Source organism: Marinoscillum sp. HNIBRBA16962, assembly GCF_057801515.1.
The window spans coordinates 2,472,547-2,497,632 of the sequence record NZ_CM173603.1 but is presented as its reverse complement, the minus strand read 5'-3'; the positions used below and the strand labels follow the sequence as shown (position 1 = coordinate 2,497,632).

General features: G+C 42.6%; 28 protein-coding genes and 1 pseudogene. 16 read left to right on the top strand and 13 right to left on the bottom strand.

The features are described from left to right. Both AC3E9V_RS10635 and AC3E9V_RS10630 read right to left on the bottom strand, forming a co-directional pair. The gene (locus AC3E9V_RS10635) at window positions 1–957 is read right to left on the bottom strand and encodes a pentapeptide repeat-containing protein (protein WP_488753171.1); all 957 of its coding nucleotides are present in this window, start codon (window positions 955–957) and stop codon (window positions 1–3) included. Between the two features lie 131 nt (window positions 958–1,088). After that, window positions 1,089–1,970, bottom strand: coding sequence for a hypothetical protein (locus AC3E9V_RS10630; RefSeq protein ID WP_488753170.1), 882 nt, complete (start codon window positions 1,968–1,970; stop codon window positions 1,089–1,091). A gap of 541 nt (window positions 1,971–2,511) precedes the next feature. Between AC3E9V_RS10630 and AC3E9V_RS10625 the strand changes: the two genes are divergently transcribed. Continuing rightward, window positions 2,512–2,832, top strand: coding sequence for an MmcQ/YjbR family DNA-binding protein (locus tag AC3E9V_RS10625; RefSeq protein WP_488753169.1), 321 nt, complete (start codon window positions 2,512–2,514; stop codon window positions 2,830–2,832). Between the two features lie 135 nt (window positions 2,833–2,967). Further along, window positions 2,968–3,156 (top strand): annotated as a pseudogene (locus AC3E9V_RS10620) (DUF1801 domain-containing protein); the annotation flags it as partial. A gap of 557 nt (window positions 3,157–3,713) precedes the next feature. Here AC3E9V_RS10620 and AC3E9V_RS10615 read toward each other — a convergent pair. From AC3E9V_RS10615 to AC3E9V_RS10605, 3 genes are read right to left on the bottom strand one after another with little or no spacing between them, the layout of a single operon-like run. Then, window positions 3,714–4,463, bottom strand: coding sequence for a LytR/AlgR family response regulator transcription factor (locus tag AC3E9V_RS10615; protein ID WP_488753168.1), 750 nt, complete (start codon window positions 4,461–4,463; stop codon window positions 3,714–3,716). Then, on the bottom strand, window positions 4,460–5,512 hold the full coding sequence (locus AC3E9V_RS10610) for a sensor histidine kinase (protein ID WP_488753167.1): 1,053 nt from the start codon (window positions 5,510–5,512) through the stop codon (window positions 4,460–4,462). The genes AC3E9V_RS10615 and AC3E9V_RS10610 overlap by 4 nt, the downstream gene beginning before the upstream one ends. A 6-nt stretch (window positions 5,513–5,518) precedes the next feature. Further along, window positions 5,519–6,361: a hypothetical protein gene (locus AC3E9V_RS10605; protein WP_488753166.1), complete on the bottom strand. Its 843-nt coding sequence runs from the start codon at window positions 6,359–6,361 to the stop codon at window positions 5,519–5,521. Window positions 6,362–6,678: 317 nt separating this feature from the next. Here AC3E9V_RS10605 and AC3E9V_RS10600 point away from each other — a divergent pair, with 317 nt between their 5' ends. The 3 genes from AC3E9V_RS10600 (at window position 6,679) to arfB (ending at window position 9,043) form a co-directional block, all read left to right on the top strand. After that, window positions 6,679–7,167: a hypothetical protein gene (locus tag AC3E9V_RS10600; RefSeq protein ID WP_488753165.1), complete on the top strand. Its 489-nt coding sequence runs from the start codon at window positions 6,679–6,681 to the stop codon at window positions 7,165–7,167. Window positions 7,168–7,345: 178 nt separating this feature from the next. Continuing rightward, window positions 7,346–8,467, top strand: coding sequence for a PAS domain-containing sensor histidine kinase (locus AC3E9V_RS10595; protein WP_488753164.1), 1,122 nt, complete (start codon window positions 7,346–7,348; stop codon window positions 8,465–8,467). 168 nt (window positions 8,468–8,635) lie between these two features. Then, window positions 8,636–9,043, top strand: a complete 408-nt coding sequence (arfB, locus tag AC3E9V_RS10590) for an alternative ribosome rescue aminoacyl-tRNA hydrolase ArfB (protein ID WP_488753163.1) — start codon at window positions 8,636–8,638, stop codon at window positions 9,041–9,043. Between the two features lie 40 nt (window positions 9,044–9,083). Here arfB and AC3E9V_RS10585 read toward each other — a convergent pair whose 3' ends face one another. Beyond that, window positions 9,084–9,269, bottom strand: a complete 186-nt coding sequence (locus AC3E9V_RS10585; protein ID WP_488753162.1) for a hypothetical protein — start codon at window positions 9,267–9,269, stop codon at window positions 9,084–9,086. A gap of 5 nt (window positions 9,270–9,274) precedes the next feature. Here AC3E9V_RS10585 and AC3E9V_RS10580 point away from each other — a divergent pair, with 5 nt between their 5' ends. Beyond that, on the top strand, window positions 9,275–9,460 hold the full coding sequence (locus AC3E9V_RS10580) for a hypothetical protein (RefSeq protein ID WP_488753161.1): 186 nt from the start codon (window positions 9,275–9,277) through the stop codon (window positions 9,458–9,460). Window positions 9,461–9,500: 40 nt separating this feature from the next. Here AC3E9V_RS10580 and AC3E9V_RS10575 read toward each other — a convergent pair whose 3' ends face one another. The 3 genes from AC3E9V_RS10575 to AC3E9V_RS10565 form a co-directional block, all read right to left on the bottom strand. Beyond that, a complete protein-coding gene (locus AC3E9V_RS10575; protein ID WP_488753160.1) occupies window positions 9,501–10,016 on the bottom strand; it encodes an SRPBCC family protein in 516 nt (171 codons plus the stop codon). 18 nt (window positions 10,017–10,034) lie between these two features. Beyond that, the gene (locus AC3E9V_RS10570) at window positions 10,035–10,349 is read right to left on the bottom strand and encodes an ArsR/SmtB family transcription factor (protein WP_488753159.1); all 315 of its coding nucleotides are present in this window, start codon (window positions 10,347–10,349) and stop codon (window positions 10,035–10,037) included. 100 nt (window positions 10,350–10,449) lie between these two features. Further along, window positions 10,450–10,926: a CoA-binding protein gene (locus AC3E9V_RS10565; protein ID WP_488753158.1), complete on the bottom strand. Its 477-nt coding sequence runs from the start codon at window positions 10,924–10,926 to the stop codon at window positions 10,450–10,452. Between the two features lie 539 nt (window positions 10,927–11,465). Between AC3E9V_RS10565 and AC3E9V_RS10560 the strand changes: the two genes are divergently transcribed. Both AC3E9V_RS10560 and AC3E9V_RS10555 read left to right on the top strand, forming a co-directional pair. Then, entirely contained in the window at window positions 11,466–11,762 is a 297-nt protein-coding gene (locus AC3E9V_RS10560; RefSeq protein ID WP_488753157.1) for a DUF3817 domain-containing protein, read from the top strand. Window positions 11,763–11,896: 134 nt separating this feature from the next. After that, window positions 11,897–14,092: a helix-turn-helix domain-containing protein gene (locus tag AC3E9V_RS10555; protein ID WP_488753156.1), complete on the top strand. Its 2,196-nt coding sequence runs from the start codon at window positions 11,897–11,899 to the stop codon at window positions 14,090–14,092. Between the two features lie 15 nt (window positions 14,093–14,107). On the opposite strand, the gene AC3E9V_RS10550 is transcribed toward AC3E9V_RS10555, so the two are convergent. Together AC3E9V_RS10550 and AC3E9V_RS10545 are read right to left on the bottom strand one after the other, a co-directional pair. Next, window positions 14,108–14,824 carry an SDR family oxidoreductase gene (locus tag AC3E9V_RS10550; RefSeq protein ID WP_488753155.1) on the bottom strand — a complete coding sequence of 239 codons (717 nt, stop codon included), beginning with the start codon at window positions 14,822–14,824 and terminating at the stop codon, window positions 14,108–14,110. Window positions 14,825–15,061: 237 nt separating this feature from the next. Continuing rightward, window positions 15,062–16,033: a GlxA family transcriptional regulator gene (locus AC3E9V_RS10545; protein WP_488753154.1), complete on the bottom strand. Its 972-nt coding sequence runs from the start codon at window positions 16,031–16,033 to the stop codon at window positions 15,062–15,064. A gap of 200 nt (window positions 16,034–16,233) precedes the next feature. On the opposite strand from AC3E9V_RS10545, the gene AC3E9V_RS10540 reads away from it, so the two are divergent. The 5 genes from AC3E9V_RS10540 (at window position 16,234) to AC3E9V_RS10520 (ending at window position 20,213) form a co-directional block, all read left to right on the top strand. Further along, on the top strand, window positions 16,234–16,668 hold the full coding sequence (locus AC3E9V_RS10540) for an SRPBCC family protein (RefSeq protein ID WP_488753153.1): 435 nt from the start codon (window positions 16,234–16,236) through the stop codon (window positions 16,666–16,668). Between the two features lie 115 nt (window positions 16,669–16,783). After that, complete coding sequence (locus AC3E9V_RS10535; protein WP_488753152.1) at window positions 16,784–17,206, top strand: VOC family protein; 423 nt, start codon at window positions 16,784–16,786, stop codon at window positions 17,204–17,206. A gap of 12 nt (window positions 17,207–17,218) precedes the next feature. Continuing rightward, window positions 17,219–18,118 carry a VOC family protein gene (locus AC3E9V_RS10530; protein ID WP_488753151.1) on the top strand — a complete coding sequence of 300 codons (900 nt, stop codon included), beginning with the start codon at window positions 17,219–17,221 and terminating at the stop codon, window positions 18,116–18,118. Next, entirely contained in the window at window positions 18,115–18,336 is a 222-nt protein-coding gene (locus AC3E9V_RS10525) for a hypothetical protein (protein ID WP_488753150.1), read from the top strand. The genes AC3E9V_RS10530 and AC3E9V_RS10525 overlap by 4 nt, the downstream gene beginning before the upstream one ends. 89 nt (window positions 18,337–18,425) lie before the next feature. Beyond that, window positions 18,426–20,213, top strand: coding sequence for a M2 family metallopeptidase (locus AC3E9V_RS10520; protein WP_488753149.1), 1,788 nt, complete (start codon window positions 18,426–18,428; stop codon window positions 20,211–20,213). A gap of 213 nt (window positions 20,214–20,426) precedes the next feature. On the opposite strand, the gene AC3E9V_RS10515 is transcribed toward AC3E9V_RS10520, so the two are convergent. After that, the gene (locus tag AC3E9V_RS10515; protein ID WP_488753148.1) at window positions 20,427–21,971 is read right to left on the bottom strand and encodes a CHRD domain-containing protein; all 1,545 of its coding nucleotides are present in this window, start codon (window positions 21,969–21,971) and stop codon (window positions 20,427–20,429) included. 160 nt (window positions 21,972–22,131) lie between these two features. On the opposite strand from AC3E9V_RS10515, the gene AC3E9V_RS10510 reads away from it, so the two are divergent. After that, window positions 22,132–22,719 carry an EF-hand domain-containing protein gene (locus AC3E9V_RS10510; RefSeq protein WP_488753147.1) on the top strand — a complete coding sequence of 196 codons (588 nt, stop codon included), beginning with the start codon at window positions 22,132–22,134 and terminating at the stop codon, window positions 22,717–22,719. Here the strand turns inward: AC3E9V_RS10510 and AC3E9V_RS10505 are convergent. Then, window positions 22,716–23,297, bottom strand: a complete 582-nt coding sequence (locus AC3E9V_RS10505; RefSeq protein ID WP_488753146.1) for an EF-hand domain-containing protein — start codon at window positions 23,295–23,297, stop codon at window positions 22,716–22,718. The genes AC3E9V_RS10510 and AC3E9V_RS10505 overlap by 4 nt on opposite strands. Window positions 23,298–23,572: 275 nt before the next feature. On the opposite strand from AC3E9V_RS10505, the gene AC3E9V_RS10500 reads away from it, so the two are divergent. Both AC3E9V_RS10500 and AC3E9V_RS10495 read left to right on the top strand, forming a co-directional pair. Further along, the gene (locus AC3E9V_RS10500) at window positions 23,573–23,878 is read left to right on the top strand and encodes a hypothetical protein (RefSeq protein ID WP_488753145.1); all 306 of its coding nucleotides are present in this window, start codon (window positions 23,573–23,575) and stop codon (window positions 23,876–23,878) included. Between the two features lie 283 nt (window positions 23,879–24,161). Continuing rightward, on the top strand, window positions 24,162–25,085 hold the full coding sequence (locus AC3E9V_RS10495) for an NAD(P)-dependent oxidoreductase (RefSeq protein WP_488753144.1): 924 nt from the start codon (window positions 24,162–24,164) through the stop codon (window positions 25,083–25,085). The last annotated feature ends 1 nt before the right edge of the window (window position 25,086 follow it).

The following is a 25,086-nucleotide window of genomic DNA, read 5'->3' as shown; positions in this document are numbered from 1 at the left end:
CTAAAACGGCAGTTTGGTTTTTGAATCTGTGATGGATTTATTTAACTGATCTTTTTCCAAGCCAATAACTGAAGTTAAATCTGCACCAGAGAGGTTGGTGCTATCCAGCGTTACATTTGTGAGGTTTACACCAACAAGATTCGCCTCTGTTAAGTTAGAATATGAAAGGTCAGCACCAGTCAAATTGGCTTCTTTCAAAAGGATGAGATGTCCATTTATATTTCTAAGGTTCGCATCCGTAAGGACTGAACCCGAAAGGTTCGCATAATTCAAGTTTGCTCCAGATAAATCTGATGAATTCATATTGCATCGCTGGCAATTCGTTCCATAAAGTTGTACCTGATTAAGTTTTGCATTGGAGAAATTTGAATGACTGAAATCAGCGTTGAAGAGCAGTGAATTCATGAAGGTTGATTTACTGAAATCCAATCCACGAAGCGTCAGTTCTTGAAGTTTGATATTTTTTAAATATTCTTCCTTCAGAAACGGGTTTTTGGCTATAGCATTTATACAGGCCTGTATTTCTTCCTTTCTGATCTCCTTACTTCCTTTTGTGTATAATCGTAAATGCGCTGAAAGTAGTTGAATTACTGCTACAGAATAAGATTCCGACTCTTGAACTATATCACTTAAAACGTATATACTTCCTAATCTTATCTGAGGGTCATCACTTCCAAGTTTTTGGATAGCGTCTGCATATGATTCACGAATGAACCTTCGTTCCGATAGAATTAGTGAGCTTTTAGTAGATGTGATTTGATTCCATGTAAACCCCAACCCTATGAGAACATATACCCCACCAATAATTTGGGCGATCGTCTTCCTATATTCATTAACGAGATTTAAAAAATCTTCAAGCTTTAGATGACTTTCATTTGCTTTTAGTACCCAGATTGGCACTTTCCAGACGGCTAAAACTGATAAAAATAAAGTTAATATGATGATCGCATATAGCATTGCAATAAATTATAACGACCAACTAAAATGAGTATGCGCCCCAGTTGCTCGAAGCACTGAGATTACATGCTTGCATTTTTCTAGCAAATAGCTCAGTTCGCATATTCATTTTTAGTGTCTGTTATATTCTTTTAGTTTTTGTTGAGTAGCTCAATTTTCTTTTCAAGTTCATCGATTCTGGCGTTCTCGTTCTCGAGCTTCTCTAGTCGTTCCAGCAGTTCAATCTGATAGAGTGTCAGTTCCTCAATCTTCTTCAAAAGCCGCATGTTCATATCTCCAAGATCGATTCCATTCTCGCCAATTTCAGCAGCCGACGGAATCTCAGGTAGATGTTTGTTTTCATTTATGTATTCTTTTGTTTCCTGAAGAGTTCGAAGTTCATAATCTGATTCAAAAACATAATCTGGCACGCTAATATCTGCTAGTACTTTTACTTCGGTCGCACGGATTTGACCATCAACAGCAAGTTTCGATTGAGGGTCAGCGGTGCCAATCCCAACATTATTGTCCACAATAAAATTTCCATTTGATTCAGACCTGTAAAGCCAATTTACCGTTGGAGTTACTTCTGTTAGTGAGGGTTCAGTAGCAGATGATATGTCAAGCCACTTTTTATGAACAAGTTCACGTGATCTAATACAAATGCTTCGCCATGATCCACTTGGAATTCTAACACCAATGATATATTTATCTGTGGAATTAGAAGCTGCACCATTATCATAAATAACCAATTCATGACCACCCACCTGACCGTTATTTTGGTAGGCATAAACTTCTAGACCGTTTCTTGAATCAATTAAATAGGTAACCTGTCCAAACGAACCATATCCTCCTCCAGAAAGTTCTAACTCTATTCTCTCAGAATTACCTAAGTAACTATTACCAGCAAGGAGTTCATCCAACTGAACCCATGTGCCGTTCTGACTTCCATAGCAAAAAGCAGCAACAGAATTGTCTTGAGCAACCAGTAAAAAATTACCAGCCAAAAGTATTATTGAAAATATTGTCTTCATGATCTAATAGGTTGAACCAATTTTAAATGAGATATTGAATATAACAATAAAAATAAGTGCCATTGCACTTATTTGCCTTATAGCTTTCCTTGAATCTAACTTACTGAAAAACAAGCAATTAATTTTACAACCTTGCTTCTAGCCGTATTTATCCCGAGTTAAGCAATAGATTTTTCATTTAAACAATATAAAAAATCATATTGCTTAATGACGAAAAAAAACCTAAATGGGATTTTTTGTCAGGATTAGGTTAATCCGTTTAATAATACGGATAGCTACTATCAGGAAAAGCCCTTTTTCCATCCCCAACCTACAAAAATTTCCTATTTATCCCGACAAAAAAGTCCTTTTTTAGTCATGGATTAGACGAAACTACTCTTGCTATCGAGTCTCTTAGCCTGTTTTCAACCAAAAGTCGAAGCAACAGCCCATTGCACTTGCCGATCTTTCTATGCAATTTTAAAGTAACGACCTGCTTTTTTCTATGAAGTTAGACAGAACCTACGATCCCTGGAAAATCAAAACCGATTAATCAAAACCTATGGTCACAAACGAAGAATTCAGAGCTTTGGCATTATCCTTTGAGGGGACAGAAGAGAACCCTCACTTTAACAGACGGGCTTTTAAGGTCATCAAAAAGCGGATATTTGCTACCATCCACGAGCCCTCCGGGTCAGCTAACCTGAAACTCCCGCTGGTTGAGCAGTCGGTATTTTCTGATTTTGGAGAGGCCGTCTACCCTGTGCCTAACAAATGGGGCCAGCAGGGCTGGACCACCTTCGAACTGAAGAACATTCCGAAAGAATTAATCACTGATGCGCTCGAAACGGCTTACAACGATGTGTTAAAACCTAAGAAATAGCCGGTGGATTGTTGGAAAAGAAAACCAGATATACATCCGGGGAGTTAAAATAAAAAGGATTACAAATGGCCGTAAAACCAAAGACCGTAGACGAATACATCAAAGCAGCCCCCGGCTGCTGCACAGGAAAAGCTACATGAGCTTCGCACTATCCTGAAAGAGGTCGTACCCAATGCCACGGAAACTTTGAAATGGGGATCACCGGTATTCGAACAAGACCGAATCCTTTTCGCCTACACGGCCTATAAGTCACACCTCAACTTTATGCCCACCGGACCGGCCATGAAGCCCTTCAAAGAGGAGCTGTCCGAATACAACCGGTAAGGATACCATCCAACTACCTTATAACAAGCCCCTCCCAAAAGCGCTCATTCGCCAGATCGCCGCTTACCGTGTTAAAGATGTGAAAGAAAACGACGCAAAATGGATGTATTAACTGCTCCCACCGAAACCGGAATGCTACTAAGCTAACGTGAGTTCGACATAAAAATCAACTAACCTGCAGACCGTTAACTCTAAGAGTATTAGAAACCTGCCTTTAGGCTTTTGAAATAGGCTCCGGCCCACTTCAAAGTTGTCACAATGCACCCTCTTATAGGCGTTTTCGCACCCTCAAAATAGTCTAAATGTGAAGCACCTTTGTATAAAACAAAAACATTAAAAAAGGAAAAGATGCCGGATGGATGCGTGAGCATATGTCTCAAAACCGACTGGCCATCCTGCCAAACCTTACCCACTATGACATCTTCCTTCACCAAAGCTGGCAAACACGGCCCGGCCTTTCCTCAACGGCGAAAACGAGCCCGGCAGCTGGGCAGATCAGACAGGGAAAAATGAAAAGTAAGGTGAAACAGCTCTTTGAAAGCTTATGAAACATATTCCTAACGATCCAGCCACTGTTTAAAATCAGGTACCTTTTCGCGGCTCACGATCAGGTCCTGATTGTCAAATTCACCGATTCTTACTCCCAGTCTGCTGGATGAATAACGGTATATGTCCCGGATGGAATCTATGCTGACCAGGAAATTGCGGTTGATCCTGAAAAAACTTTCAGGATCAACCAGCTTCTGAACCTGATCCAGGGAATAATCAAGATCGTAATGCTTCCCGTTGGTGCTCAGAAAAGTCGCCCGCTCCCGGATAAAAAAACAGTCGATATGACTGACCGGAATGGAGTGAAAGTGATTCCCGATCTTCACAAAAAAGCGGGTTTTATAGGTTTTAACCACTTTTTCAAACAACCGGGACAGCTTGACACTGTCAGTTCCCCCATGTTCAAACAGACTCCTGTACTTGTCAAGCGCCCTGGCAAGCGCATCTTTCTCTATAGGTTTAAGCAGGTAGTCAACACTGTTGACTTCAAACGCCCGGATCGCATAGCTGTCATAAGCCGTGGTGAAGATCACTGGAGTCGTGACCTTTACGGCTTCAAATACTTCAAAGCATATACCATCATCCAGCTGAATGTCCATGAAAATCAGGTCCGGTACCGGATTTTCACTCAGCCAGTTGATAGACTCCAGGACCGACTGCAACCTGCCCGTTACTTCCACATCAGGATCAATACTCAGGAGCATGTGCTCGAGTTTTTCTACAGCAAGGCGTTCATCTTCGATAATCAGGACTTTCATGAGGCTGTCTTCATTATGGGTAAATGAACACAGAATGTATCTTCTGTCCTGATGATCTCAAGCTCCTTGTGCATGACCAGCCAGACCCGCTCCTTTAGGTTTTTGAGCCCGATCTTAGATGATGATTCCATCTGCATTTTCGGCTGTAGGTTATTTTCCACCACAAGTACATCATTACCTTTCGGATAAACGAGGATTTTTAGTGGAGATTCCATTGTAGCCGCATTATGTTTCAGCGCATTTTCGATCAATAGCTGCAGTGAGATCGGTAAAACCTTATAATGTTCCTGAGCATCCACGTCAATTTGAAGGTCAATTTTCCCATTATCCCGTATCCTTTGCAGGAAGAAGTAATTTTTCACAAAGTCTAATTCTTCAACCAGGGATACCATTTCCTGATCCTTCTTCTCCAAAATATAACGATATATTGATGAAAACCTGCTGATGAATTGCTCGGAAAGCTCCGGATCTTTCGATACCAGTGACGACAGTGTGTTCAGGCTGTTAAATAAAAAATGAGGATTCACCTGATTTTTCAGCGTCTCGTATTGAAAAATAAGCTTTTCTTCATTTAGCTTCTGCTCCCTTTTTAGAGATTTCGCCCACTCAAAATAAAAAAATGCTAAAGACCCAATACCAATACCTACCGCCAGCGAAATCAGAAAATTTCTCAATTCAAAGGACACGAAATGGTCCAGAACGTCTGAAAAGCTTCCACCTCCGGTCAATATACTCACAGAAATAACTAAAAACAGAAAAGCAACAGCAATGACCAGTACCAGTAAATAAAAGCCTGCAAGCCGAAGCAGTATTTTACGCTTATATTTCTTACCCCGTTCCACTTGGGGAAACATTCTCGTGGCAATCGCCATGAAGATCTCAAGCTGTATGAAAGTCAAACCCAACATATACCAGAACTCACCAGAAAAGGGAGTGCCACGCCACATCGTATTGAAAAACATGATGATGAACACACTACCCAGCACGATCTTGACATGATAAGCCGCTCCGGCAGGCAAATAAAGATCTATTAATCCTCGGGTCCGCATAACTCCCTAGTTAACTTTTTCAAAAACGATTTTACGTGTGGCATCCACCAGGTTACTGGGCTGATCCCCTATTTTAGTGTCCATAATCACATCCTCGTACAGTTCTGCGTATTCGATCTGCTTATCCTCCAGCGATACCCAGACAGTTCCCCAGTAGTGACTCCTTCCTTTGATATTTAGCTGTTCCGTTGCTATAACCAACGGATTATCCATGGTTCGGTATTCGATCAAAGCACATAGCTCAGCGTTTACCTTTGAGATGCCGATCCACTTAAGCTGGATGTCCCTGTTTTCAAAAGTCCCCTGGCCGGCAAGCTGAACAGTCCCATTGCTCTCTTTTGCCCGGAAGAGTTGGTTGAGCTTCAGTGAATCAAAATACTGCCAGGCAAACATCTCTATGCCCAGCATGTCCCACACGAGGTTTTTTGCATGAAAGCTATTAGGTGGGAAATTAGCAAAAGAAGATGCATCCACCATCTTTTCTGAAGGTGTATAAGTGAAGTTTTCCATGTAGTCTATCATGGAAAGGGCATCGAAAGCTCCGTCACGGGTAGTTCCGTTAGCTATTTTCACATTGTTCCATTTCACAGTCCCGTCCTTAAATCCCCTTCGATACTCCCCTGTTACCCGGGTCTTATTGGCAAAGTTTCCGTAAATGTCCCCATTGAAATAGTCTGTAGTGACCAGGTATTTCTGTGGGCCGTTTTCGATCAGTTCCAGGTCAGCTGGTAATTTTTGAAGGTACTGATTTACATCCTTTTGAGCATACAAAAAGTGATTACCCAAAATTATGAGCGCAAACACGCTTGTTAAAAGCTTTGTTGATGAATTAAAAATAGTTTTTTTCATATGTTTAAAGTCTCCAAAATAAGCGGTTTGCTGCCCAACTTTGATCATACTTGGCTGGGATTCTCAATGTTTGGGTTGAGCATCATGCTCATTTCATGGCATTCAAGTGTTTTGATTTATAACTATGATCAAATTTGAATGCCGGGACTCTATTACTGAAAAAAGACTTGCAGAGTCGTAGATTTTGGGGGCTGAGTTGTAGGGAATTTGTCAACAAAATTATTTTAACTGTCAGACAGTTCTTGACTTTTTAATGATTCTTGTTTGTACTATTTTCTTTAAAAAAAGCTAACTTCATCAGACCAATAAGATTGAAAATGAAAACATTTTGCTCTACACTCCTGCTACTCGTTCTCATTTTTGCATTTCTAGTAACATCAAACTCTGTATCTGCTCAAGAAAATAAAAAACCCAGAAAATACCCCTGGGATAGCCTGGAATATTTAGCAAAAGACAACCCACTCTCCTTTTCTGCCGAAGACCTTTGGATTCTTAAACAAAAAGGTTTTTCTGTCACGGAGTACTCATGGGATAACGAAGAAATTAATTCACTCCTCTTAAAATCAAAAAAGTTATACTCTAAATTTCATATAATACCAACTGTCTTTATGATTGGAGGTGCTGGTGCATTAATAAGTGCAGTCCCCGTTCTGATTAATAATGCTGAATTAGCATATGACCTGGCAAGGGGTGGCGCAATCGCAACTGGAATAGGAACATTTATTTTATTAATGAAAATGGTCATCTACAAATCACATATAAAGAAAGCAGAAAAGCTTAGGCAAGCCATCCAGCCTCCAGGATAAAGTTCGGTCAGTGTCTTTCCAACTTACCCAAGCGTCGTTTGCCTAAAAATCCTATAGAATTGAGAAGTCACCTTTAATCCCACACTTTCAGTTTTACAGTCTATAACGAATAACGTAGAAGAAGAAATAATTCAGTAACTTACTGGTCCGCCTTGATCATAACTAAACTTCAACCGTTATGGAAGCCAATGATTACAATGCTTTCGACTGCATGCTTGAAGGCATACAGATTATTAGTCCCGATTTCCGATACGTTTATGTTAACCAGGCTGTCCTGGATCATGGTAAAACCACTCGTGAAAAACTCCTCGGTCATACCATGATGGAACAATATCCCGGTATAGAAAAAACGGAAATGTTTTCGCATTTGAAAGACTGTATGGAAAGCAAGCAGGCTCACACAATGGAAAACAAATTCACGTACCCGGATGGGGAAATCCGATACTTCGAATTGAGAATGCAGCCCATTCCCGCAGGAGTATTGATCATGTCGCTGGACATCACTGATCGTAAGAAAATGGAAATCGAACTCAAAAGAATGAACAATTTGCTCGACGAAATGGTAAACGAACGAACGAACGAGTTGCTGCATATATTGGATAAAGAAAAACGAATAAATGAGATAAGTTCAAAGTTCATTTCTCTGGTTTCTCATGAGTTCAAAACCCCGCTGGTAGCCATAAAAGTAACAGTCAATGCTCTGCAAGACCTGGATAAAAAAGCTGATCGGGAAACACTCAAAAAACATCTGGCCAACCTCAATACATCCATCAACGATATGTTTGAATTGCTGGATGAATATTTATCCATAGATAAGATCAATCCGGATAACATCTTTTTTGACCCACAGGTCTTTAGCCTGAAAGTCATGGTTGAAAAAGAGGTAGCCAATCTCCGAGAGCTATGCAAAGAAGGTCAGAAGATCAATATTGATTACATAGGAAAAGGCGAAGTAAAGCAGGACCAGAAGATCGTCAAAAGCATCCTGATCAATCTGCTTTCCAATGCCATCAAATATTCTGACGACACCATAGAGTTGATAGTGGAGTTAGACGTTGATAGAATCCAACTGGATGTCATCGATCAGGGAATAGGTATTCCGGAGGAGGACCAGGTGAAGCTGTTTCATCAATACTTCCGGGCAAGCAATACCGATAGCATTCAGGGAACCGGCATGGGGCTCAATATTGTGAAACAGTACGTAGAATCACTCAAGGGATACATAGGTTTTTACAGCACACCTGGAGAAGGCAGTCATTTTACGGTTACTCTTCCAAACTATGTATATGCCGAATCATAGGATAACTATAAGGCACATCTACTGAGTTATTACCCTTCCGCGGTTGTGTAAATAGTAATTTGTCCTGACTGCTGGCAGAAACCCTAAGAATACGTTTCAGAGACTATTTCATGAATCATTTTAAAACCTTTTGGATAATAAACTACCTTCGCAGAAAGGGACAAACCCATGAGCCACTACATCCCACTTGCACGCATAAAACCAGACATACAACTCACCACAGCCAGAAGTGGCGGTCCGGGTGGACAGCACGTAAACAAGGTGGAAACCAAAGTGGTATTACGACTCAACATAAAGGCAGCCCCCACCCTCACGGATCGAGAAAAGGAAACTTTACTGAAAAAGCTCCAAAACAAGCTTACCAAAGATGGAGAGCTGATCGTGACCGCAGACGGAAACCGCTCTCAGATCAAGAACAAGGAGCTTGCTTTCAAGAAACTAGACAGGATACTCGCAAAGGCCTTCAGAAAACCCAAGGCCCGGAAGAAAACCAAACCTACCAAAGCCTCCAAAGAGAAAAGGCTTAAGGAAAAGAAAATGAAGGGTGAAAAGAAAAAATGGAGAGGTAAGGTTTAATTACTCTCAGAACTCTTCCCCTTCCCGGTTATTGATGCTATCAGCAAAGCAAGACCTGCTCCCCGGAGCTTACCGGCCCGTTGAAGACTTTCAATGAAGGAATGGATGCCTCCGGGTATTTATTGCCATTGGTAAAAGCTATTGAGCTGGTCCGAGGGCTGGCATTTATAATAGGTCGGTTCGTACTTCTGGCCACCGCTATCATCTTCCCTATCTTGGTAAACATTGTGCTTGTGCACTCCTTTCTTGCTCCTGCTGGCCATTATCAAAAGTATTACCTCAAAACCTCCCGGTCTGGGTCTTACCATCGCGTATTCCCTGGTGGAGCAGCACCTGAGTAAAATCGATGTAAAAAACCTGGCTCACAGAGTACGATTTACGATCCTGATTCCCATGGAGAGATTGCAACATCTATAAGCCACAATCACCAGGTCTCCCCGGCAGGACCAAACATCTATCAGATCATCTTATCATACTCTTCCTCCAGCCTGCTGTGTACTTTCCAAAAACCTTTAGGGATGCGTCCATTCATTTGATCCACCAATATATCCAGATGCGTGTGCCAGCCACCAAAAACACCGAGCCTGAAATCCCGGTCCTCTTTAAGCTTCTCGTGGGTCAGGGTGAGCTTTACTTCATCCCCCACCTCCTCCAGACGAAAGGTGACTATCCCGTCCCAATCAATCATCAACAGGTGTGGTGGTTCAAAAGTTAAAACAGTTGCTGATGATTTGGAACCATTTTCATGTTCTTTGTACTTCTCCGGTACCGGATCTGGTTCAGGTGACAAGGTAGAGTGGTCAAAGATCAGCAGCATTGTTCCACCTTTGTGCATATCCATTGGTCCCGAGGCAAACCACTTGCCACGCTTTTCATCATCTATAAGGTATTCCCAAACCCGCTCTATCGGGCCTGGAAGTAAACGTTCAAATTGTAGGGTATCAGAATTGATAAGTTCTCCGTATTTTTTCATAGGGTTTATACTTTTCGGTTAGTCTTTATTTTCATTTCTAAGTAAAGATTCCAGCTTGTCGAGGCTATCATTCCAGAACATTCGGTACTGATTCACCCAGAGTGCTACCTCCGCCAGAGCGTCCAACCGAACTTCGCAATAGCGCTCCCTCCCCTCCTTGCGGATAGCTACTAAGCCACACTCACTAAGTATACGCACATGCTTCCTTACAGCCGGGCGACTGATCTCAAATTTCTCAGTGATATCATTGATGTTCAGCGCTTTGCCTGAAAGTATATGAATGATCTCTCTCCTGGTAGGATCGGCAATGGCCGTGTAAACATCTCGCTGCATAATATGAAACCTTTTGGTTTCAAATATAACACAATAATCATTATAAAACCAAAAGGTTTCATTTTTAGATAAAGAAAAGATTATGACCTGGTTTAATAAATTAAGCCGGTAATCCGCCAGTCCACCGTAGCACGGTTTTAAAGCCCCGGTGGAAAAAATCAGCATTATCCACAAACATCATTGGGCAGGCTCCATCAATGAAATTGATCTCTGGTTTATCCTTCATGTATTTGCTTGCCTCATCAGACCGACTTCCGTGCCCTATTCCCTTATGTACCCAAATATTCATAATTCCGGCTTCTACACATTCTTTTACAGCATAAGGTGTGACTTCCGGATGCGTAAACACGATAGCCGCATTCACACTTTTTGGAATATCATTTACATGTTTAAAACTTTTTTTCCCTTCTACTTTTTCATGATATGGGTTAACCGGAAAGACCATAAACCCTTTGCTTTTCAAGGTTCGGAAGTTATGGTTTGCAGGTTGGTTTGGGTCATTACTGACCCCAATGACGACAATAGCCCCGGAATTAAAAAACTGTTCCACTTTATCCTTTAATGTTGAGTAACTCATAGCTTTCTGACATTAATCATAGTAAAGTAGATCCGAAAACCATAACCTGCAATGACACCTGGGACTAACCGACCTGATATTCATCAACTTGCAGACCAAATCCCCAATCATTATTGAAACCAAAGCAGAATTTACACCAGTAGCTTTCCTTAATTTCGAGAATAAATTTATTAGCACATAATGCATTGGTATTGGTAATGCGCAAAAAATCTCCTACATTCAGGAGCAACAAACTAAACCAAATGATGAACAGAAAACTCGCACTGGCTGCAAATTCTAAAAAGAGCTTAAAACCTTAAAATCACAACAAGAATCCCGAAGGAATGAAACATTTATAACATTTTAGTCTCTTTCCTTTTAAACCCTGAAAGGGTGAAATATGTCACCCCCTCGGGATTTCACTTAGAATGAAATGAGAGGCTTTTTTTGAGATGAGTGAAACGGACTTTCAGTTAATTCACAGCAAAATGCAGGAAGCCTGATCCAAAATTGGATTATACCTGTCCCTACACCATTTTTGTCTCCAATCAAAGAGGATTATGAATTTCAAAACACCGATCGGACGGCTCAGGATCTTTGCTATAGCAGAAGGCATCAGCTTTTTACTTTTTGGCATCACCATGCCACTGAAATATGGCTATGATATCACCGAGCCTAACCTGTATGTAGGAATGACCCATGGATGGCTTTTTATTATTTATACCATCTTGTGCATTCAGTGCATTTTGCTTTATAGTTGGAAAGCTAAAACGTCTGTAATTGCTCTTATTGCCTCACTCCTTCCATTCGGTACTTTTTATGCGGATGCCAAGATCTTTAAGCATCAATCACCTTAATTAAGAATTCCAGCATCCTGCTTACTCATTTGGTATGGTATTTTGTGATCAAAGCATCACAAACAATCTGAAAATGAGTTTTACATTTTCACCGTTTTATTAGATATTAGTTAATGAGCAAGTAATTTTAACCAATGAGTCAACTACAGGATTTAGCTGAGCTGGCAGCCAAATACGTCAACACCACTGATAAGCACATTTTCCTTACCGGCAAGGCAGGCACGGGCAAAACCACCTTTTTAAAACACATCATACAAAACACCTACAAAAATGCCGTGATTGCTGCACCTACAGGTATTGCAGCCATAAACGCCGGAGGTGTTACCTTACATTCGTTGCTGCAGCTGCCTTTTGGTATCTTCATTCCTGAAAATATCCCGTTGCAGGAGGGCTTTTCACCGGTCAATACCCCTCAAACCCTTTTTCGAGAACGAAAATTCAATGCATCGAAAAGAAAGCTGATACAGGAGCTGGAACTTCTCATCATCGACGAGGTGAGCATGCTCCGGGCTGATCTGCTCGATTGTATTGACCAGATACTTCGCTTCCTTCGAAAACGCCGCCACGAACCTTTCGGCGGACTGCAGATCCTCTTTATCGGAGACCTGATGCAGCTGCCCCCGGTGGTGAAAAGAGAAGAAATGGAGCTGCTGCACAAGTATTACTCAAGCGCTTATTTTTTTGAGGCTCGCGCCCTGCAGGACGACCCGCCCGTGTTGGTGGAGCTGCAAAAAGTTTACCGACAAAGCGACCAAAATTTTATTGACCTACTCAACAGGTTTCGCTTCAATCGCCAGACCCGGGAAGACCTGGAACACCTCAATAAACACTACCAGCCTGATTTCCAGCCGGAGCATTCTTCCGGCTATATTTACCTGACCACTCACAATAAAAAGGCCGATCAAATTAATCAGTCGCGCCTGAAAAGCCTGGATGCTATTCCGTTTACATATCACCCTCACATCGAAGGAAATTTCCCCGAAAACATGTATCCAACCGGTGAATCGCTCACACTAAAGAAAGGTGCGCAGGTAATGTTCATTAAAAACGACCCGAGCGGTCAGGGACAGTTTTTTAACGGAAAGATCGGGGTGGTCTCTTCTCTCACCCCGGACGAGATCAGGGTGTGTTTTGAGGATAAGTCGGAAATAGAAGTAGGCAAATATACCTGGGAAAATAAGCGATATGCGCTGAATAAAACCACCAGTGAAATAGAAGAAAAACAGTTGGGCAGCTTCGAGCAGTATCCGTTGAAGCTAGCCTGGGCGGTCACCATTCATAAAAGCCAGGGTCTCACCTTTGAAAAAGCCATTCTGGACCTTTCCGGCACCTTTGCCCCCGGCCAGCTATATGTCGCTTTGTCCCGACTTACTTCTCTTGATGGGCTGGTACTTTCTTCTCCCCTGCCCGCTGACCCGCCAGATACGGACACCTCCCTCACGACATTTTCCGAAGGCTTTAAACCTTATGAAGTACTGAAAAGCGAACTTCAGTCACACCGCAAAGATTTCTTACGAAAGTTTGCCCGCGAGGCATTCGGATTTGAGCAGCCGGTGAGAGAACTTCGTTTTCACGAAAAATCCTTTGACAAACAAGAAGCTCGTTCCATCAAACAGCAACACCTCCCCTGGACGCAAACGCTGCTGCGTGATCTACTCTCCCTGCAAAAAACGGGACAGAAATTTATCCGTCAGGTAGAGCAAATCCTGGAACAGAAAGCTTACCTGCCTATATTATCAGAAAGAATGGAAAAAGCCCATGCCTACTTTGAAAAAGAGCTGACCGCAATAATCGAACGGTTCGGTGAGCACAAGCGTAAAGTCAAAAAAGAAAAGAAAGCAAAAACCTATGGCAAAGAGCTGGAGGAACTGGGAAAGCTCTTTGATCATCAGCTCCGACAAATAACAAAACTCAACCTGCTGATACAAAAAGCCAAAGAAAATAAAGTATTGAAAAAAAGTGATCTAAAGGCCAATCAAACTGTATCCCCTCAAAAGAGTAGAAAAAAAGACAAAACACCCACAGCACAAATTTCCTACGACATGTACCGGCAAGGAAAGAACATGGCTGAAATAGCCAAAGAACGTGGATTGGTTACCGATACCATTGCCGGGCACCTGGCAAAATATGTGGAAAAAGGATCGCTGGATATAGCCGAACTCCTGCCAGAGAACCGGCTGGAAAAAATCATAACCAAATACAGAGAAGGACACACCCAACCAGGCGCGATAAAAAGCGCCCTGGACGAGTCCTTTAGCTATGGGGAGATCAACCTGGGCCTGGCTTACGCCCGGCTACAATACGTACATCAGGATGCACCTTCCTCTTAAATAATATACCTGATCTTACCTCGCAGAAGGCGGCACACTTGGCCTTACCTCTATCTTGCTTGGTAGAGTTCTTGGATTCAGTTTTAGCAGGTTTACTACCATCTCACCGATATCCTCAATCTGGATCTTCCAGCCGTCTTCCGGAGAAGGTGTATGATCATTGAAGTAAGTAGCTACCGATCCTGGCATGATGGTACTTACCCTTATACCATACTTTCTCAGGTCCAGCATAACTGCCTGGGTAAATCCCGTCAGGCCAAACTTACTGGCATTATAAGCAGATCCTCCGGCAAAAAAGTTGGTGCCGGCAAGGCTGGAAATAGTGATAAAGTAGCCTTTGGATTTTTTAAGCTCATCCACACTGGACTTAATCGTATTGAATACGCCCGTAAGGTTTGTATCAATGGTCTGGTGCCATTCTTCCGGGGTCAGCTCCTCAATGGAGCCAAATTTCCCAACACCTGCATTGGCAATAACCACATCCAGGCCACCCCACTCTTTGATCACCTGACCGATCGCAGTTCGTTCTTCTTCCAGGTTTTTCACCTCAGACTGAAGCGCCAGCACTTCACCCCCACTTTTTGAAAGCTCATCTGCAGCTTTCTTTGCACTATCGAGTGATCGGGATGTAATGGCCACTTTCCCGCCGACTTCTAAAATGGCTTTTGCTATTCCATAACCGATCCCTTTACTTCCTCCTGTTATGTATGCTCTTGTATCTTTTAAACTCATAGATTAAAATTTAAAGGCTGTGGGTGACAACACCAACAGCGACTCAATGGATAAAAAAAGTTTGACTTCATTGATTGAACTGAGATCATTCCTTTTGGTTTACCATAATACTTCATTTGTCAGACCTTTAAAGGCTGTTGGAGACAACAGCGGCTCAAAATTCTCCCTGTCTTCTCATTTCTGAGTCTCTGTTCACTTCTGAGGTAAGAATTTATGAAGCCCCTTTTTACCAAGCTGCTATGCCACTGCTTTCTGATACTTATTTCTGTATTCCACCGGGGTGAGTCCGGTGATCCGCTTAAATACGGTTCTAAATGCTTTTGTGTCCGTATAGCCCACATCAAACATCACTTCCGTTATATTTTTACGAGTAGACTCAAAACTCCTCTTGGCAGCCTCTATTTTCACACGCTGTATGTATTCCACTACCGTATTATTGGTGGCTTGCTTAAACCTGCGCTCAAAACTCCTCCTGCTTACCGCTACCATATCAGCCAGGTCGCCTACTGCCAGCTTATCATGGTAATGCTCCTCAATGAAAATCTGGGCTTTTTTCACTTCATCATCATTGTGGTCTTTCTGGCCCTGAAACATCATAAAAGTAGCCTGGCTATCCCGGTCAATATCCACCGCAAAATACTTAGACGCCAGAATTGCGATATCCCGGTCCGTATACTTCTCCAGCAGGTACAGCAACAGGTTCCAATACGAGTTTGCTCCTCCACTGGAGTAGATCCGATCTTCCTCCGTGATGATGCTTCCGTCCATCACCTCCACATCAGGGAATGTCTCTCTGAATTCATTATAGATCACCCAGTGAGTAGAACACTTCTTGCCCGTGAGCAGACCTGTACTGGCAAGCATAAAAGCACCCACACATAAGGAAGCCACCTCCGCCCCTTTTTCATATTGACTGACGATCCAGGGCAGTAAAGCCTCATTTTTCGCCACGGCCGTTTTCATATCGCCGAAAAGGGCCGGGATGATGATCAGGTCCGTCTGCTCCACCTGGCCTGTAGTCACATTGGTCTTCACCGTGGAAAACCCGTCATGCACGCTCACCTCTGTTTTTTCGCCTACCAGCTGCACATCAAAAACAGGTTCCTTACCCGCAGACATTAAAAATTGGTTAGCCGCCATAAACAGATAGCGGGGATTAGATACGGACTCTGCCACGGCAGATTCAGGAACGAGGATTGATATTTTCATTTTGTTCTAAAGTTCAAGAGCAAGTGGTTTGATATCCTAATAGATCAGTTCGATTTTAATGTCCCGGCATCATGCTCATTTCATTTCACTAAAATACCGGAAATCATTGTCGTAATCAACCCTTTTGATCGCCGCTTTTGCACCCGTAAATTAAAATAGCTGTACCGCACCTTTGTAGTGTACATTTAAACATTACAATCATGGAACCAAATACAATTCAAATGAAAGAGATCACAGTAAAAAATACGATCAACTCCGATATCGAGCTCGTGTGGACGATCTGGACCACTCCTGATCACATTACAAAATGGAACAGCCCCAGCAATGAATGGCATACCCCCAAAGCCACCAATGACCTGACAGTCGGTGGAAGGTTTGTAAGCCGAATGGAAGCCAAAGACGGAAGCATGGGTTTTGACTTTGGCGGCCATTATACGGAGATCATTCCCCTGAAATGGATTGCTTACACTTTGGACGACGGACGCAAAGTCACTATCTCCTTTGAGGAAAAAGAGAATGGTGTAGAGGTGGTGGAAACCTTTGAGCCCGAAAATCAAAATTCATTAGAACTACAGCAACAGGGCTGGCAGGCCATCCTTGATAACTTTAAAAAATACGCGGAAGAACAAAAATAGAAATGAATAATCAAGTCAAGTCATGGCATGACTGCTTGATTTCCAGTGTTTATTAGCACCAGGCAAATGAGTCATGCCATGACTAACCCTGGTTTAAGCAAGAACTAAAACAGAAATGAATAAAATTGTTGCTTATCTGACCTTCAATGGAAACTGTCGGGAAGCTATGCACTTCTACCAGAGCTGCCTCGGTGGAGAACTGGAGATCCAGACGGTAGAGGAATCACCACAAGGTGAAAAGCTACCCGACAGCATGAAGAGATTTGTTTTACAGGCTGCTTTGAAAAAGGATCAAACAGTCCTGATGGGTACGGATATGAGCGATGGAGAGGTCTCTTCAGGCAACTCTATTTCAATTTTGATCGAATGCAGTACAAGCCAGGAGCTGGAAGAGTTCTACCGAAAGCTCTCACACAAAGGCCATCGGTCTTATCCGGTATCCAAAACCCATTGGGGATCCCTGTTTGGAGGGCTTACTGATCGTTATGGAAAGCAATGGCTTTTACTGTATCATTCAACTAAAACCATTAACCATTAATTTCTAAAACTCATGAATACTTCTCAAAAAATCACTCCATTCCTCTGGTTTGACAATCAGGCGGAGCAAGCTGTAAATTTTTATGTTTCATTGTTTGACAATGCAGAGATAATTACGTTAAAAAAATGGCCGGAAGAAAGTCAGTTTCCATCGGATACCGTTCAGATGTGTACTTTCAGGCTGGAGGACTTCACCTTCAGTGCATTTGATGCCGGGCCTCAATTTCAACTTAATCCTTCCATCTCCTTCTTTGTCAACTGCGATTCCGCAGACGAAGTAGAAAGGTTTTGGGCCGGACTCATCGATGGAGGTACAGCCCTGATGCCCCTGGACAAGTATCCATTTAGTGAAAAGTACGGTTGGGTATCTGACAAATACGGGGTCTCCTGGCAGATTATATTATCTGACGGCTCTGCTCCACAAAAGATTATGCCTTCTCTCCTCTTTGTAGAAGATCAGGTAGGCAAAGCAAAAGAAGCCATGGAGCTTTATACGTCGGTTTTCCAAAACGGAAAAATAAAGCAGATAGCAAAGTATGGCCCTGGAAACCCTCCAAACCATGAAGATCACATTGCGTTTGCAGATTTCGAGTTGGAAGGCCAGCTATTCGCCGTAATGGATAGTGGACTGAAACATAACTTTACATTCAACGAGGCGATCTCATTTTTCGTACACTGTAAAGATCAGGCTGAAGTAGATCACCTCTGGGGTAAGTTAACTGCAGACGGGGGTCAGGAAAGCATGTGTGGCTGGCTGAAGGATAAGTTTGGCGTGTCCTGGCAGATCGTCCCTGAATACTTCTCTGAAAAAATGACCGGTGGAGACCCGGAAAGAACAGGCAGGATGTTTCAGGCGCTCATGAAGATGAAAAAGGTCAATATCAAGCAACTGGAAGAAGCTTACAATCAATGAAACGAGAAACCATCGCAATAGAAGTTTTCAGAACCAATATCACTTCTGAAAGGAAAGCAGCCCTGCTAAAGGCAAGGCTGCTTGCTATTTGTCCGGATTTCGAAATAGACTTTGACCTTCAGGACTGTGATCACATCCTGAGGATCGTGGGTGATGTACAGAACGACAGGGTCATTGAGATAGCAAAGGAGCTGGAAATTTTTGTAGCTCCGTTATGAGTTTACCGGTTTTCGAAAATCCATAACAGGGTTGCGAAAAGCCAGGCAAATCCTGTAATTTCGAAAAGAACTCAAACCATAACCCACTTATGAAAAAGCTAACCTCAATGATTGCTGTATTGATGCTGATCAGCTGCAGCAAGCCTCCCAAAGAAAACACTGAAATCTTTCTGACGGACTATACCGACACGTTTCTGGAGCTCTATTACAACTCATCATTGGCATCATGGGATGCCAATACAAAAATTGTGGAAGGTGACACGATGAATGCCTACAAGGTGCAGGTAGCAGACGAAGCTTTGGCCAGGTTTACAGGAAGCGAAGAGAACATTACAAAGATCAAAGGTTTCCTTGCTCAGAAAGATGAGCTCACAGACCTGCAGGTTCGCCAGCTGGAGGCAATGCTGTACGCTGCAGCAAATAATCCTGCCACCATCCCGGATGTGGTAAGTGCGCGTATTAAAGCGGAAGCAGCTCAAAATGAAAAGCTTTTTGGTTTTGATTTCAAAATTGATGGTGAGTCTGTAAGCACCAACGAGATCGACCAGCGACTGGTGGAGCTTACTGACGTAGAGGAACGTCTCAAAGCATGGGAAGCCAGTAAAGAAGTAGGAAAAACATTAAAAAATGGTCTCTCTGAGCTTCAGGCTCTGCGAAACAAGACGGTAAAAGCTTTGGGATATAATGATTACTTCACCTATCAGGTTTCTGACTATGGAATGACGACTGACGAGATGTCTCAGGTATGTGATCAGTTAGTAAAAGATATCTGGCCCCTGTACCGCGAGCTTCATACCTATGCCCGATACACCCTGGCTGAGCGCTATGGTGAAGAAGTACCGGCCATGCTGCCTGCTCACTGGCTGCCCAACCGGTGGGGTCAGGACTGGTCAGAAATGATCGAGGTGGAAGGGATCGATCTGAGTGGCGCGCTGGAAGAAAAAGGTCCCGAATGGCTGGTAGAGCAATCCGAACGTTTTTACATTAGTCTGGGATTTGATGCCCTTCCTACAAGCTTTTATGAAAAGAGCAGCCTGTATCCCCTGCCCGATTCTGTGGACTATAAGAAAAACAATCATGCCTCTGCCTGGCACCTGGATCTTCAGGATGATATCCGTAGCCTGATGAGCGTAGTACCCAATGCCCGCTGGTATGAAACCACTCACCACGAGCTGGGTCATATCTATTATTACATGGAGTACACCAACCCTGAAGTTCCTCCTTTACTTAGAGGTGGAGCTAACCGGGCTTTCCACGAAGCTGTAGGAAGTATGATGGGACTTGCAGCTATGCAAAAGCCATTTCTGGAAGGCGTGGGACTTATTCCTGAAGGTGTGGAAACCGATGAAACGAAAACCTTACTGAAAGAAGCTTTGAACTATGTGGTTTTTATTCCGTTCTCTGCCGGGGTGATGACCAATTTTGAGCAAAGTCTGTACAAAGACGGGCTATCGAAAGATCAGTACAATGCCAAATGGTGGAGCCTGAAGGCTCAGTATCAGGGTATTGTTCCGCCATCAGAACGAGGCGAAGCGTTTTGTGATGCTGCCTCTAAAACACACATCAATAATGACGCAGCGCAGTATTATGACTATGCCTTGTCTTTTGCACTACTGTTTCAGCTTCATGACCATATCGCAACCAATATTTTGAACCAGGATCCACGGGCTACAAACTATTATGGCAATAAGGAAGTTGGTGATTTTTTGCATGAGATCCTCTCAGTAGGTGCCACCAGAGACTGGCGAGCCTTGCTTGAAGAAACGCTGGGGGAAGGTATCAGCGCTAAAGCCATGCTTAACTATTTTGACCCGTTAATGGAATACCTGAAAAAGGAAAACGAAGGCAGAGAGCATACACTCCCTGAAAGGATATAACATTTCAAAAACAGGATCCCGGATTTCTTGCATGGCCGGCAGGCAGAATCCGGGATCCTCCTCCCTTACAATTACAAATGCTAATGACCAGGATTGCTCCAGAACAGAAACTCATATTGGAGTCAGGGCCATCGTTCATTCCGATACGAAAAAAGCCGTCCCCAGCAGGAACGGCCTTTCACCTTCTTCATACCCTATACATTTAGTTTATTATCAGTCCGTGATATTGAACGTTCCCGTCATAGATGCATGAAACTCACAATTGTAAAATAACTGGTCAGGAGCATCATTTGGCACCTCAAAAGTGATCGTACCGTCATTAGCTCCATTACCCGTCACACCGTCATTGTAAGCATTATCTGTTCCATTACCCTGTACTGACTTGATCCAGAATGGATGACTGGGAGCATTTACGGTAAACGTATACGTTTGTCCTCTCTGCAGGGAAATATCCGGATCCGTAGCATTCGTCAGATCATTCCCATTGAAAGTAAAATTTTCCATATCGGCTGCAGTAACATCGTAATTAATGGCTTCATTACCGCCATTTCCTCCACCGTCACCAGCATTGGCTCCTATATCTCCCTGAGCAACCAGACCACTAAAATCAGACTTGTGTACATTGATGTACCCATCGAAGGCTATTAGTTCAGTGTAGGTAATAGCGCTACCATTGTTAAGGGTATCAATGTGCGTTTTACTGCTTCCTCCGGCTACATTTTCAAGATCAATAGCAATACCTCCACCCTCTGCCGCAGAGTTATTATGGATATGTGACGGATAGTTGCTTTCAGCCGGAGCTCCGGAAAGGCTAATTTCCACCAATGTTGCCCCACTGACCCGTTCAGAAAAAGTAGCAGTACCTGTAATGCCAGCTACATGCACTTCATTCAGTGTGTACGTTTCACTTTCACCGGTTAATGCATTCTGCCCGATATCGCCCTGAGCTACAAAAGTTCCTGGATCTTCCGGGCTGTTATGTATATTGACATACCCGTCAAAAAGTATCAGTTCATCATAAGTTATAGCTGTACCATTATCAAGAGCAGCAACATTTGTCTTGCTGGAACCAGCCACCACATTCGTAAGACTGATTGCTATACCTCCGCCCTCTGCAGCGGAATTCATATGGATGTGAGTGGGGTGATTGCTATCATTAGCATCTCCTGTCAGGGCGATTACTACCAAAGTTTCGCCACTCACTCGCTCAGAAAAAGTAGCTGTACCTGACAGACCAGAGTCGTTCAACTCACTCAAGTCATAAGATTCAGACTCACCGGTAAGTACATTAACTCCGATATCACCTTGTGCAACTAAAGTGCCAAGGTCATCAGCACTGTTGTGCACGTTGATATAGCCATCAAATGAGATCAGGTCATCATATGTAACAGCTGTGCCATCATTCAGAGCTGTAACATCGGTTACGCTCTCACCTGATGCACCATCTACATTGGTCAGATCCAAAGCTATGCCACCACCTTCAGCGGCAGAATTCATATGGATGTGAGAGGGATGATCTCCACCCGCTGAAGTACCATTTAAAGAAAGCGTTATTCGAGTCGCATCATTATCCAGGAGTTCAAAAGTGGCCGTCCCAGTGACTCCCGAACCCGAAACACTACTCAGCGTAAACTCCGTACTGGTTCCTGTAGGCTGTGGTTCATCTTCTCCATCATCGTTACATGAAACTACTAACAACAATGGAACTGATAGTAACAGCAAAGCGGTAACTTTAAATATTTGCTTTAAGTCTTTCATAAATAATTAATTGGTTTTTCAAGGCTATACCTTGAAAAGACTCCAAAAGGTTGCCAGACCTAAAAAATACCTTAGACACTGAAAAGATTTTGGAAATATTCTGATCATGAGTAAGATACTTTTTCCTAGATTACAGGGTTAAATTCCATCAATCACCGCCATGATTAATGACTTTCAAACCAAAAAGCTTACCCACCTATTCAAAATCATTGATTTTGATCACAATGGATTACTTCAGAAATCAGATTTTGAAGGAATAGCTGACAACATCTCCATATTTACCGGCATCATAGAAAACACCGAAAGAGATACCCGGCTGAGGGAGCAGGCTGATCTGATTTGGGGGTTCATTAAAGCATACTTCGGGGATGAAAACCTCCAGTTTATTGATCAGGAGCAATGGCTGGAGTTTATGAAAACTCACTTTTACCGCCCTGCTGAAGAAACGATCGACCGAAATATCAACACCGTTATAAGACGGATACAGGAAGTATTTGATAAGAACAGCGACGTTCAGATCTCACGGTTAGAGTTTATGAGCATTTTCGTTTCATTTCGTGTGGAGGTGCGTTTTGCAGATAAATGCTTTAAAGCCATTGATGCCAATAGTGACGGCTTTATCAGCGAACAGGAATTTATCAATGCCGCAATGGAATTTTTCAAAAGTACCGAGCCAGAAGACTCGGGCAACTACCTTTTTGGGGAGTTGGAGTCTGTATTTTTTGAAACCAGGAGGACACTTTATTAGTCCATAGTTTCCCATGGATTGGATTCCCAGTTTCCAAACACCCAATTAGCCCGATCCTCAGCATCATCTGAGGTAAGGAATGTTTCGATGGCATGTTTGATTTCATACCGAGATAGCTTCCCATCCAGGTTGGCATCCATATTTTTAAACCCAACCTCTGAATATTTAGCCCCCACCCCAAACGTGGAAAATAAATCCGTATACTCATCCCGTGAAATAAATCCGTCATTATTTTCATCAGTGAGACCGAATACATACCCCATAATAAGCTCTACATACTCATCAAGGACCAGATCATCATCACTGTTGATTATTTCTTTAGTGAGAAAATCAAACCACTCCTCACCAGTAATCTGCTGCTGGCTTTTCTTAGCCATATCTCTCAGAAGCTTATGATAAAACTTCACACATTTTTCCATTACTGCCTGGCATTGCCTGGAATTGGTCTCGAATCCTCGTTTTTCACAGATCCTCACTGCTATATCTGAGAAATCATCCAGCTGCAAGTAGGTATTCTTGTTGAAATCAAGAAATTTAAACAAGTAACCGAGCTTTTTACTTTGAAATTCAGTTATCATTATAACTCTTTTGACGTTAGTGTTTGAGTATGCCAAATGCTCACGAAAAAACTAATATGAATATACAAGTATATTTTAAAAGGGGCTAAAGAGGCTGTTTATTTTTATTAAAACTTAATCGAATGCCATTAGGATAAGGTTGAAATTTCACGGAATTAGTCATTCCAGCGATTCCATCCGGATGGAATCTATGTATTATAAAACGAAAATGCTCAATTTGATCAAAGACTCCATGACTGGAGTGACCTTATCTTAATGGCATTAAAACTTAATCTATGATGGGCTATAAAGAAGGTTATCTACAGGTAGATCATGATTTCATAACTTCACTAAAAGAAATGCAGGCTGGTAAAAAACATGGCAAAGTTCATTTCTTTAATTACAGAGGCCAGCTCGATGATGCTGTAGGGGATGTGCCTGGCATAAACCGAAATGATAATGGAGAATTTATTGAAGTAGATGGGAAAATGATCCGGCTGGATAAAATCATTACAATCTTAGGGAAACCCGGGCCGGCTTATGAAGAATATGATCGCTATGCAAATGCCTGTCTGACGTGTGAAGATCTGGATCAGTTTTAAAACAGATTCTTTCCGAACAAACTGCTGAGGATGACCGTTTTGATAAAAAAACTGCAGACAATATTCTCATCTGCAGTTAAGGCTTTTTAACTAATGGGGCTTTTGAATACCGAATTTTCGGTGCACCAACTTGAGTAAAAAAGTCAGCAAACTTTCATGTTTTGCTTCTTCTTCCTTTCTTTTCACCTGTCTGTTCATAAGCATAACAATTTATAGTGGTTTAATAATTATTGAACGCCCGGACAATTCTTCTTATTGTAACTCCATAAATAATTTCATCATTATGCCATACCAACTCATCACTTGCGGTCCTCTTGGGAAAGAGCTAAATGAATACATAAATGCATCCCATAGCGATTTGGCTCATAGTGAATTTGTAGAAACTCCTGAACAGGAAGACCTGGCAGGCAAAAATGCCCTTGCAGGATTTTACCAGTTTGATGACCTGGACCTGAGCCACTTCGAATGGGTCCATGCTTTTGGGGCTGGTGTGGATGCCTACCTTCGTCAGCCAACACTGCGCTCCGAAACCATTCTGACCCGTACCCTGGGGTATATGGATAAGCGAATCGGAGAGTTTTGCCTCGCCTACATTCTGGCAGACCTGAAATACCTCTTTCATACCTATGAAAATCAACAGAATAAGATATGGAAGAGGAAAAACCTCAATGTGCTTTATGATAAAAAGGTCTTGATCTTCGGTACCGGTTTTGTCGGCCAGGGCATTGCAAACGCATTGAGCGGTTTGGCTAAGACAGTAGATGGAATCAGTCAGTCAGGAGGACTTAAGCCCCCATTTAAAACCATATACCCATTGACCTCTCCTCCGGATTTCGACTCATATGATATTGTCATCAACGCCCTTCCGCTCACCAGCAAAACCAGGGATTTTTTCAACATTACTTTCTTTAAAATGCTGGAAAACGCCCTGTTTATCAATGTAGGCAGAGGTAGATCCCTTGTAGAAAATGACCTGATCAGCGCAATAGAAAAAGGTCATATACGAAAAGCCGTTCTGGATGTCTTTCAGGAAGAACCTCTGCCTGCTTCCTCTCCCCTTTGGGCACATCCTTCTGTGGTAATCACTTTCCACCAGTCGGGGCTTACTACCTTTGAAGATCTTAAAAAAAGCTTTGATGAGGTGGCTAAGGCACTTAAAGCTGGAGTCAGAAACGAACTTTTCGTAGATTTGAAGAAAGGGTATTGAT

Bases quoted from the DNA above. Each gene is read 5' to 3' on its own strand.
- AC3E9V_RS10595 (WP_488753164.1), top strand. From the start codon at position 7,346: ATGGAAGCCAATGATTACAATGCTTTCGACTGCATGCTTGAAGGCATA.
- AC3E9V_RS10570 (WP_488753159.1), bottom strand. From the start codon at position 10,349: ATGCAGCGAGATGTTTACACGGCCATTGCCGATCCTACCAGGAGAGAG.
- AC3E9V_RS10610 (WP_488753167.1), bottom strand. From the start codon at position 5,512: ATGCGGACCCGAGGATTAATAGATCTTTATTTGCCTGCCGGAGCGGCT.
- AC3E9V_RS10605 (WP_488753166.1), bottom strand. From the start codon at position 6,361: ATGAAAAAAACTATTTTTAATTCATCAACAAAGCTTTTAACAAGCGTG.
- AC3E9V_RS10560 (WP_488753157.1), top strand. From the start codon at position 11,466: ATGAATTTCAAAACACCGATCGGACGGCTCAGGATCTTTGCTATAGCA.
- AC3E9V_RS10635 (WP_488753171.1), bottom strand. From the start codon at position 957: ATGCTATATGCGATCATCATATTAACTTTATTTTTATCAGTTTTAGCC.
- AC3E9V_RS10585 (WP_488753162.1), bottom strand. From the start codon at position 9,269: ATGTTTACCAAGATAGGGAAGATGATAGCGGTGGCCAGAAGTACGAAC.
- AC3E9V_RS10615 (WP_488753168.1), bottom strand. From the start codon at position 4,463: ATGAAAGTCCTGATTATCGAAGATGAACGCCTTGCTGTAGAAAAACTC.
- AC3E9V_RS10575 (WP_488753160.1), bottom strand. From the start codon at position 10,016: ATGAAAAAATACGGAGAACTTATCAATTCTGATACCCTACAATTTGAA.
- AC3E9V_RS10500 (WP_488753145.1), top strand. From the start codon at position 23,573: ATGATGGGCTATAAAGAAGGTTATCTACAGGTAGATCATGATTTCATA.
- AC3E9V_RS10555 (WP_488753156.1), top strand. From the start codon at position 11,897: ATGAGTCAACTACAGGATTTAGCTGAGCTGGCAGCCAAATACGTCAAC.
- AC3E9V_RS10530 (WP_488753151.1), top strand. From the start codon at position 17,219: ATGAATACTTCTCAAAAAATCACTCCATTCCTCTGGTTTGACAATCAG.
- AC3E9V_RS10565 (WP_488753158.1), bottom strand. From the start codon at position 10,926: ATGAGTTACTCAACATTAAAGGATAAAGTGGAACAGTTTTTTAATTCC.
- AC3E9V_RS10545 (WP_488753154.1), bottom strand. From the start codon at position 16,033: ATGAAAATATCAATCCTCGTTCCTGAATCTGCCGTGGCAGAGTCCGTA.
- AC3E9V_RS10510 (WP_488753147.1), top strand. From the start codon at position 22,132: ATGATTAATGACTTTCAAACCAAAAAGCTTACCCACCTATTCAAAATC.
- AC3E9V_RS10495 (WP_488753144.1), top strand. From the start codon at position 24,162: ATGCCATACCAACTCATCACTTGCGGTCCTCTTGGGAAAGAGCTAAAT.
- AC3E9V_RS10535 (WP_488753152.1), top strand. From the start codon at position 16,784: ATGAATAAAATTGTTGCTTATCTGACCTTCAATGGAAACTGTCGGGAA.
- AC3E9V_RS10520 (WP_488753149.1), top strand. From the start codon at position 18,426: ATGAAAAAGCTAACCTCAATGATTGCTGTATTGATGCTGATCAGCTGC.
- AC3E9V_RS10630 (WP_488753170.1), bottom strand. From the start codon at position 1,970: ATGAAGACAATATTTTCAATAATACTTTTGGCTGGTAATTTTTTACTG.
- AC3E9V_RS10600 (WP_488753165.1), top strand. From the start codon at position 6,679: ATGAAAACATTTTGCTCTACACTCCTGCTACTCGTTCTCATTTTTGCA.
- arfB (WP_488753163.1), top strand. From the start codon at position 8,636: ATGAGCCACTACATCCCACTTGCACGCATAAAACCAGACATACAACTC.
- AC3E9V_RS10550 (WP_488753155.1), bottom strand. From the start codon at position 14,824: ATGAGTTTAAAAGATACAAGAGCATACATAACAGGAGGAAGTAAAGGG.
- AC3E9V_RS10525 (WP_488753150.1), top strand. From the start codon at position 18,115: ATGAAACGAGAAACCATCGCAATAGAAGTTTTCAGAACCAATATCACT.
- AC3E9V_RS10515 (WP_488753148.1), bottom strand. From the start codon at position 21,971: ATGAAAGACTTAAAGCAAATATTTAAAGTTACCGCTTTGCTGTTACTA.
- AC3E9V_RS10505 (WP_488753146.1), bottom strand. From the start codon at position 23,297: ATGATAACTGAATTTCAAAGTAAAAAGCTCGGTTACTTGTTTAAATTT.
- AC3E9V_RS10540 (WP_488753153.1), top strand. From the start codon at position 16,234: ATGGAACCAAATACAATTCAAATGAAAGAGATCACAGTAAAAAATACG.
- AC3E9V_RS10625 (WP_488753169.1), top strand. From the start codon at position 2,512: ATGGTCACAAACGAAGAATTCAGAGCTTTGGCATTATCCTTTGAGGGG.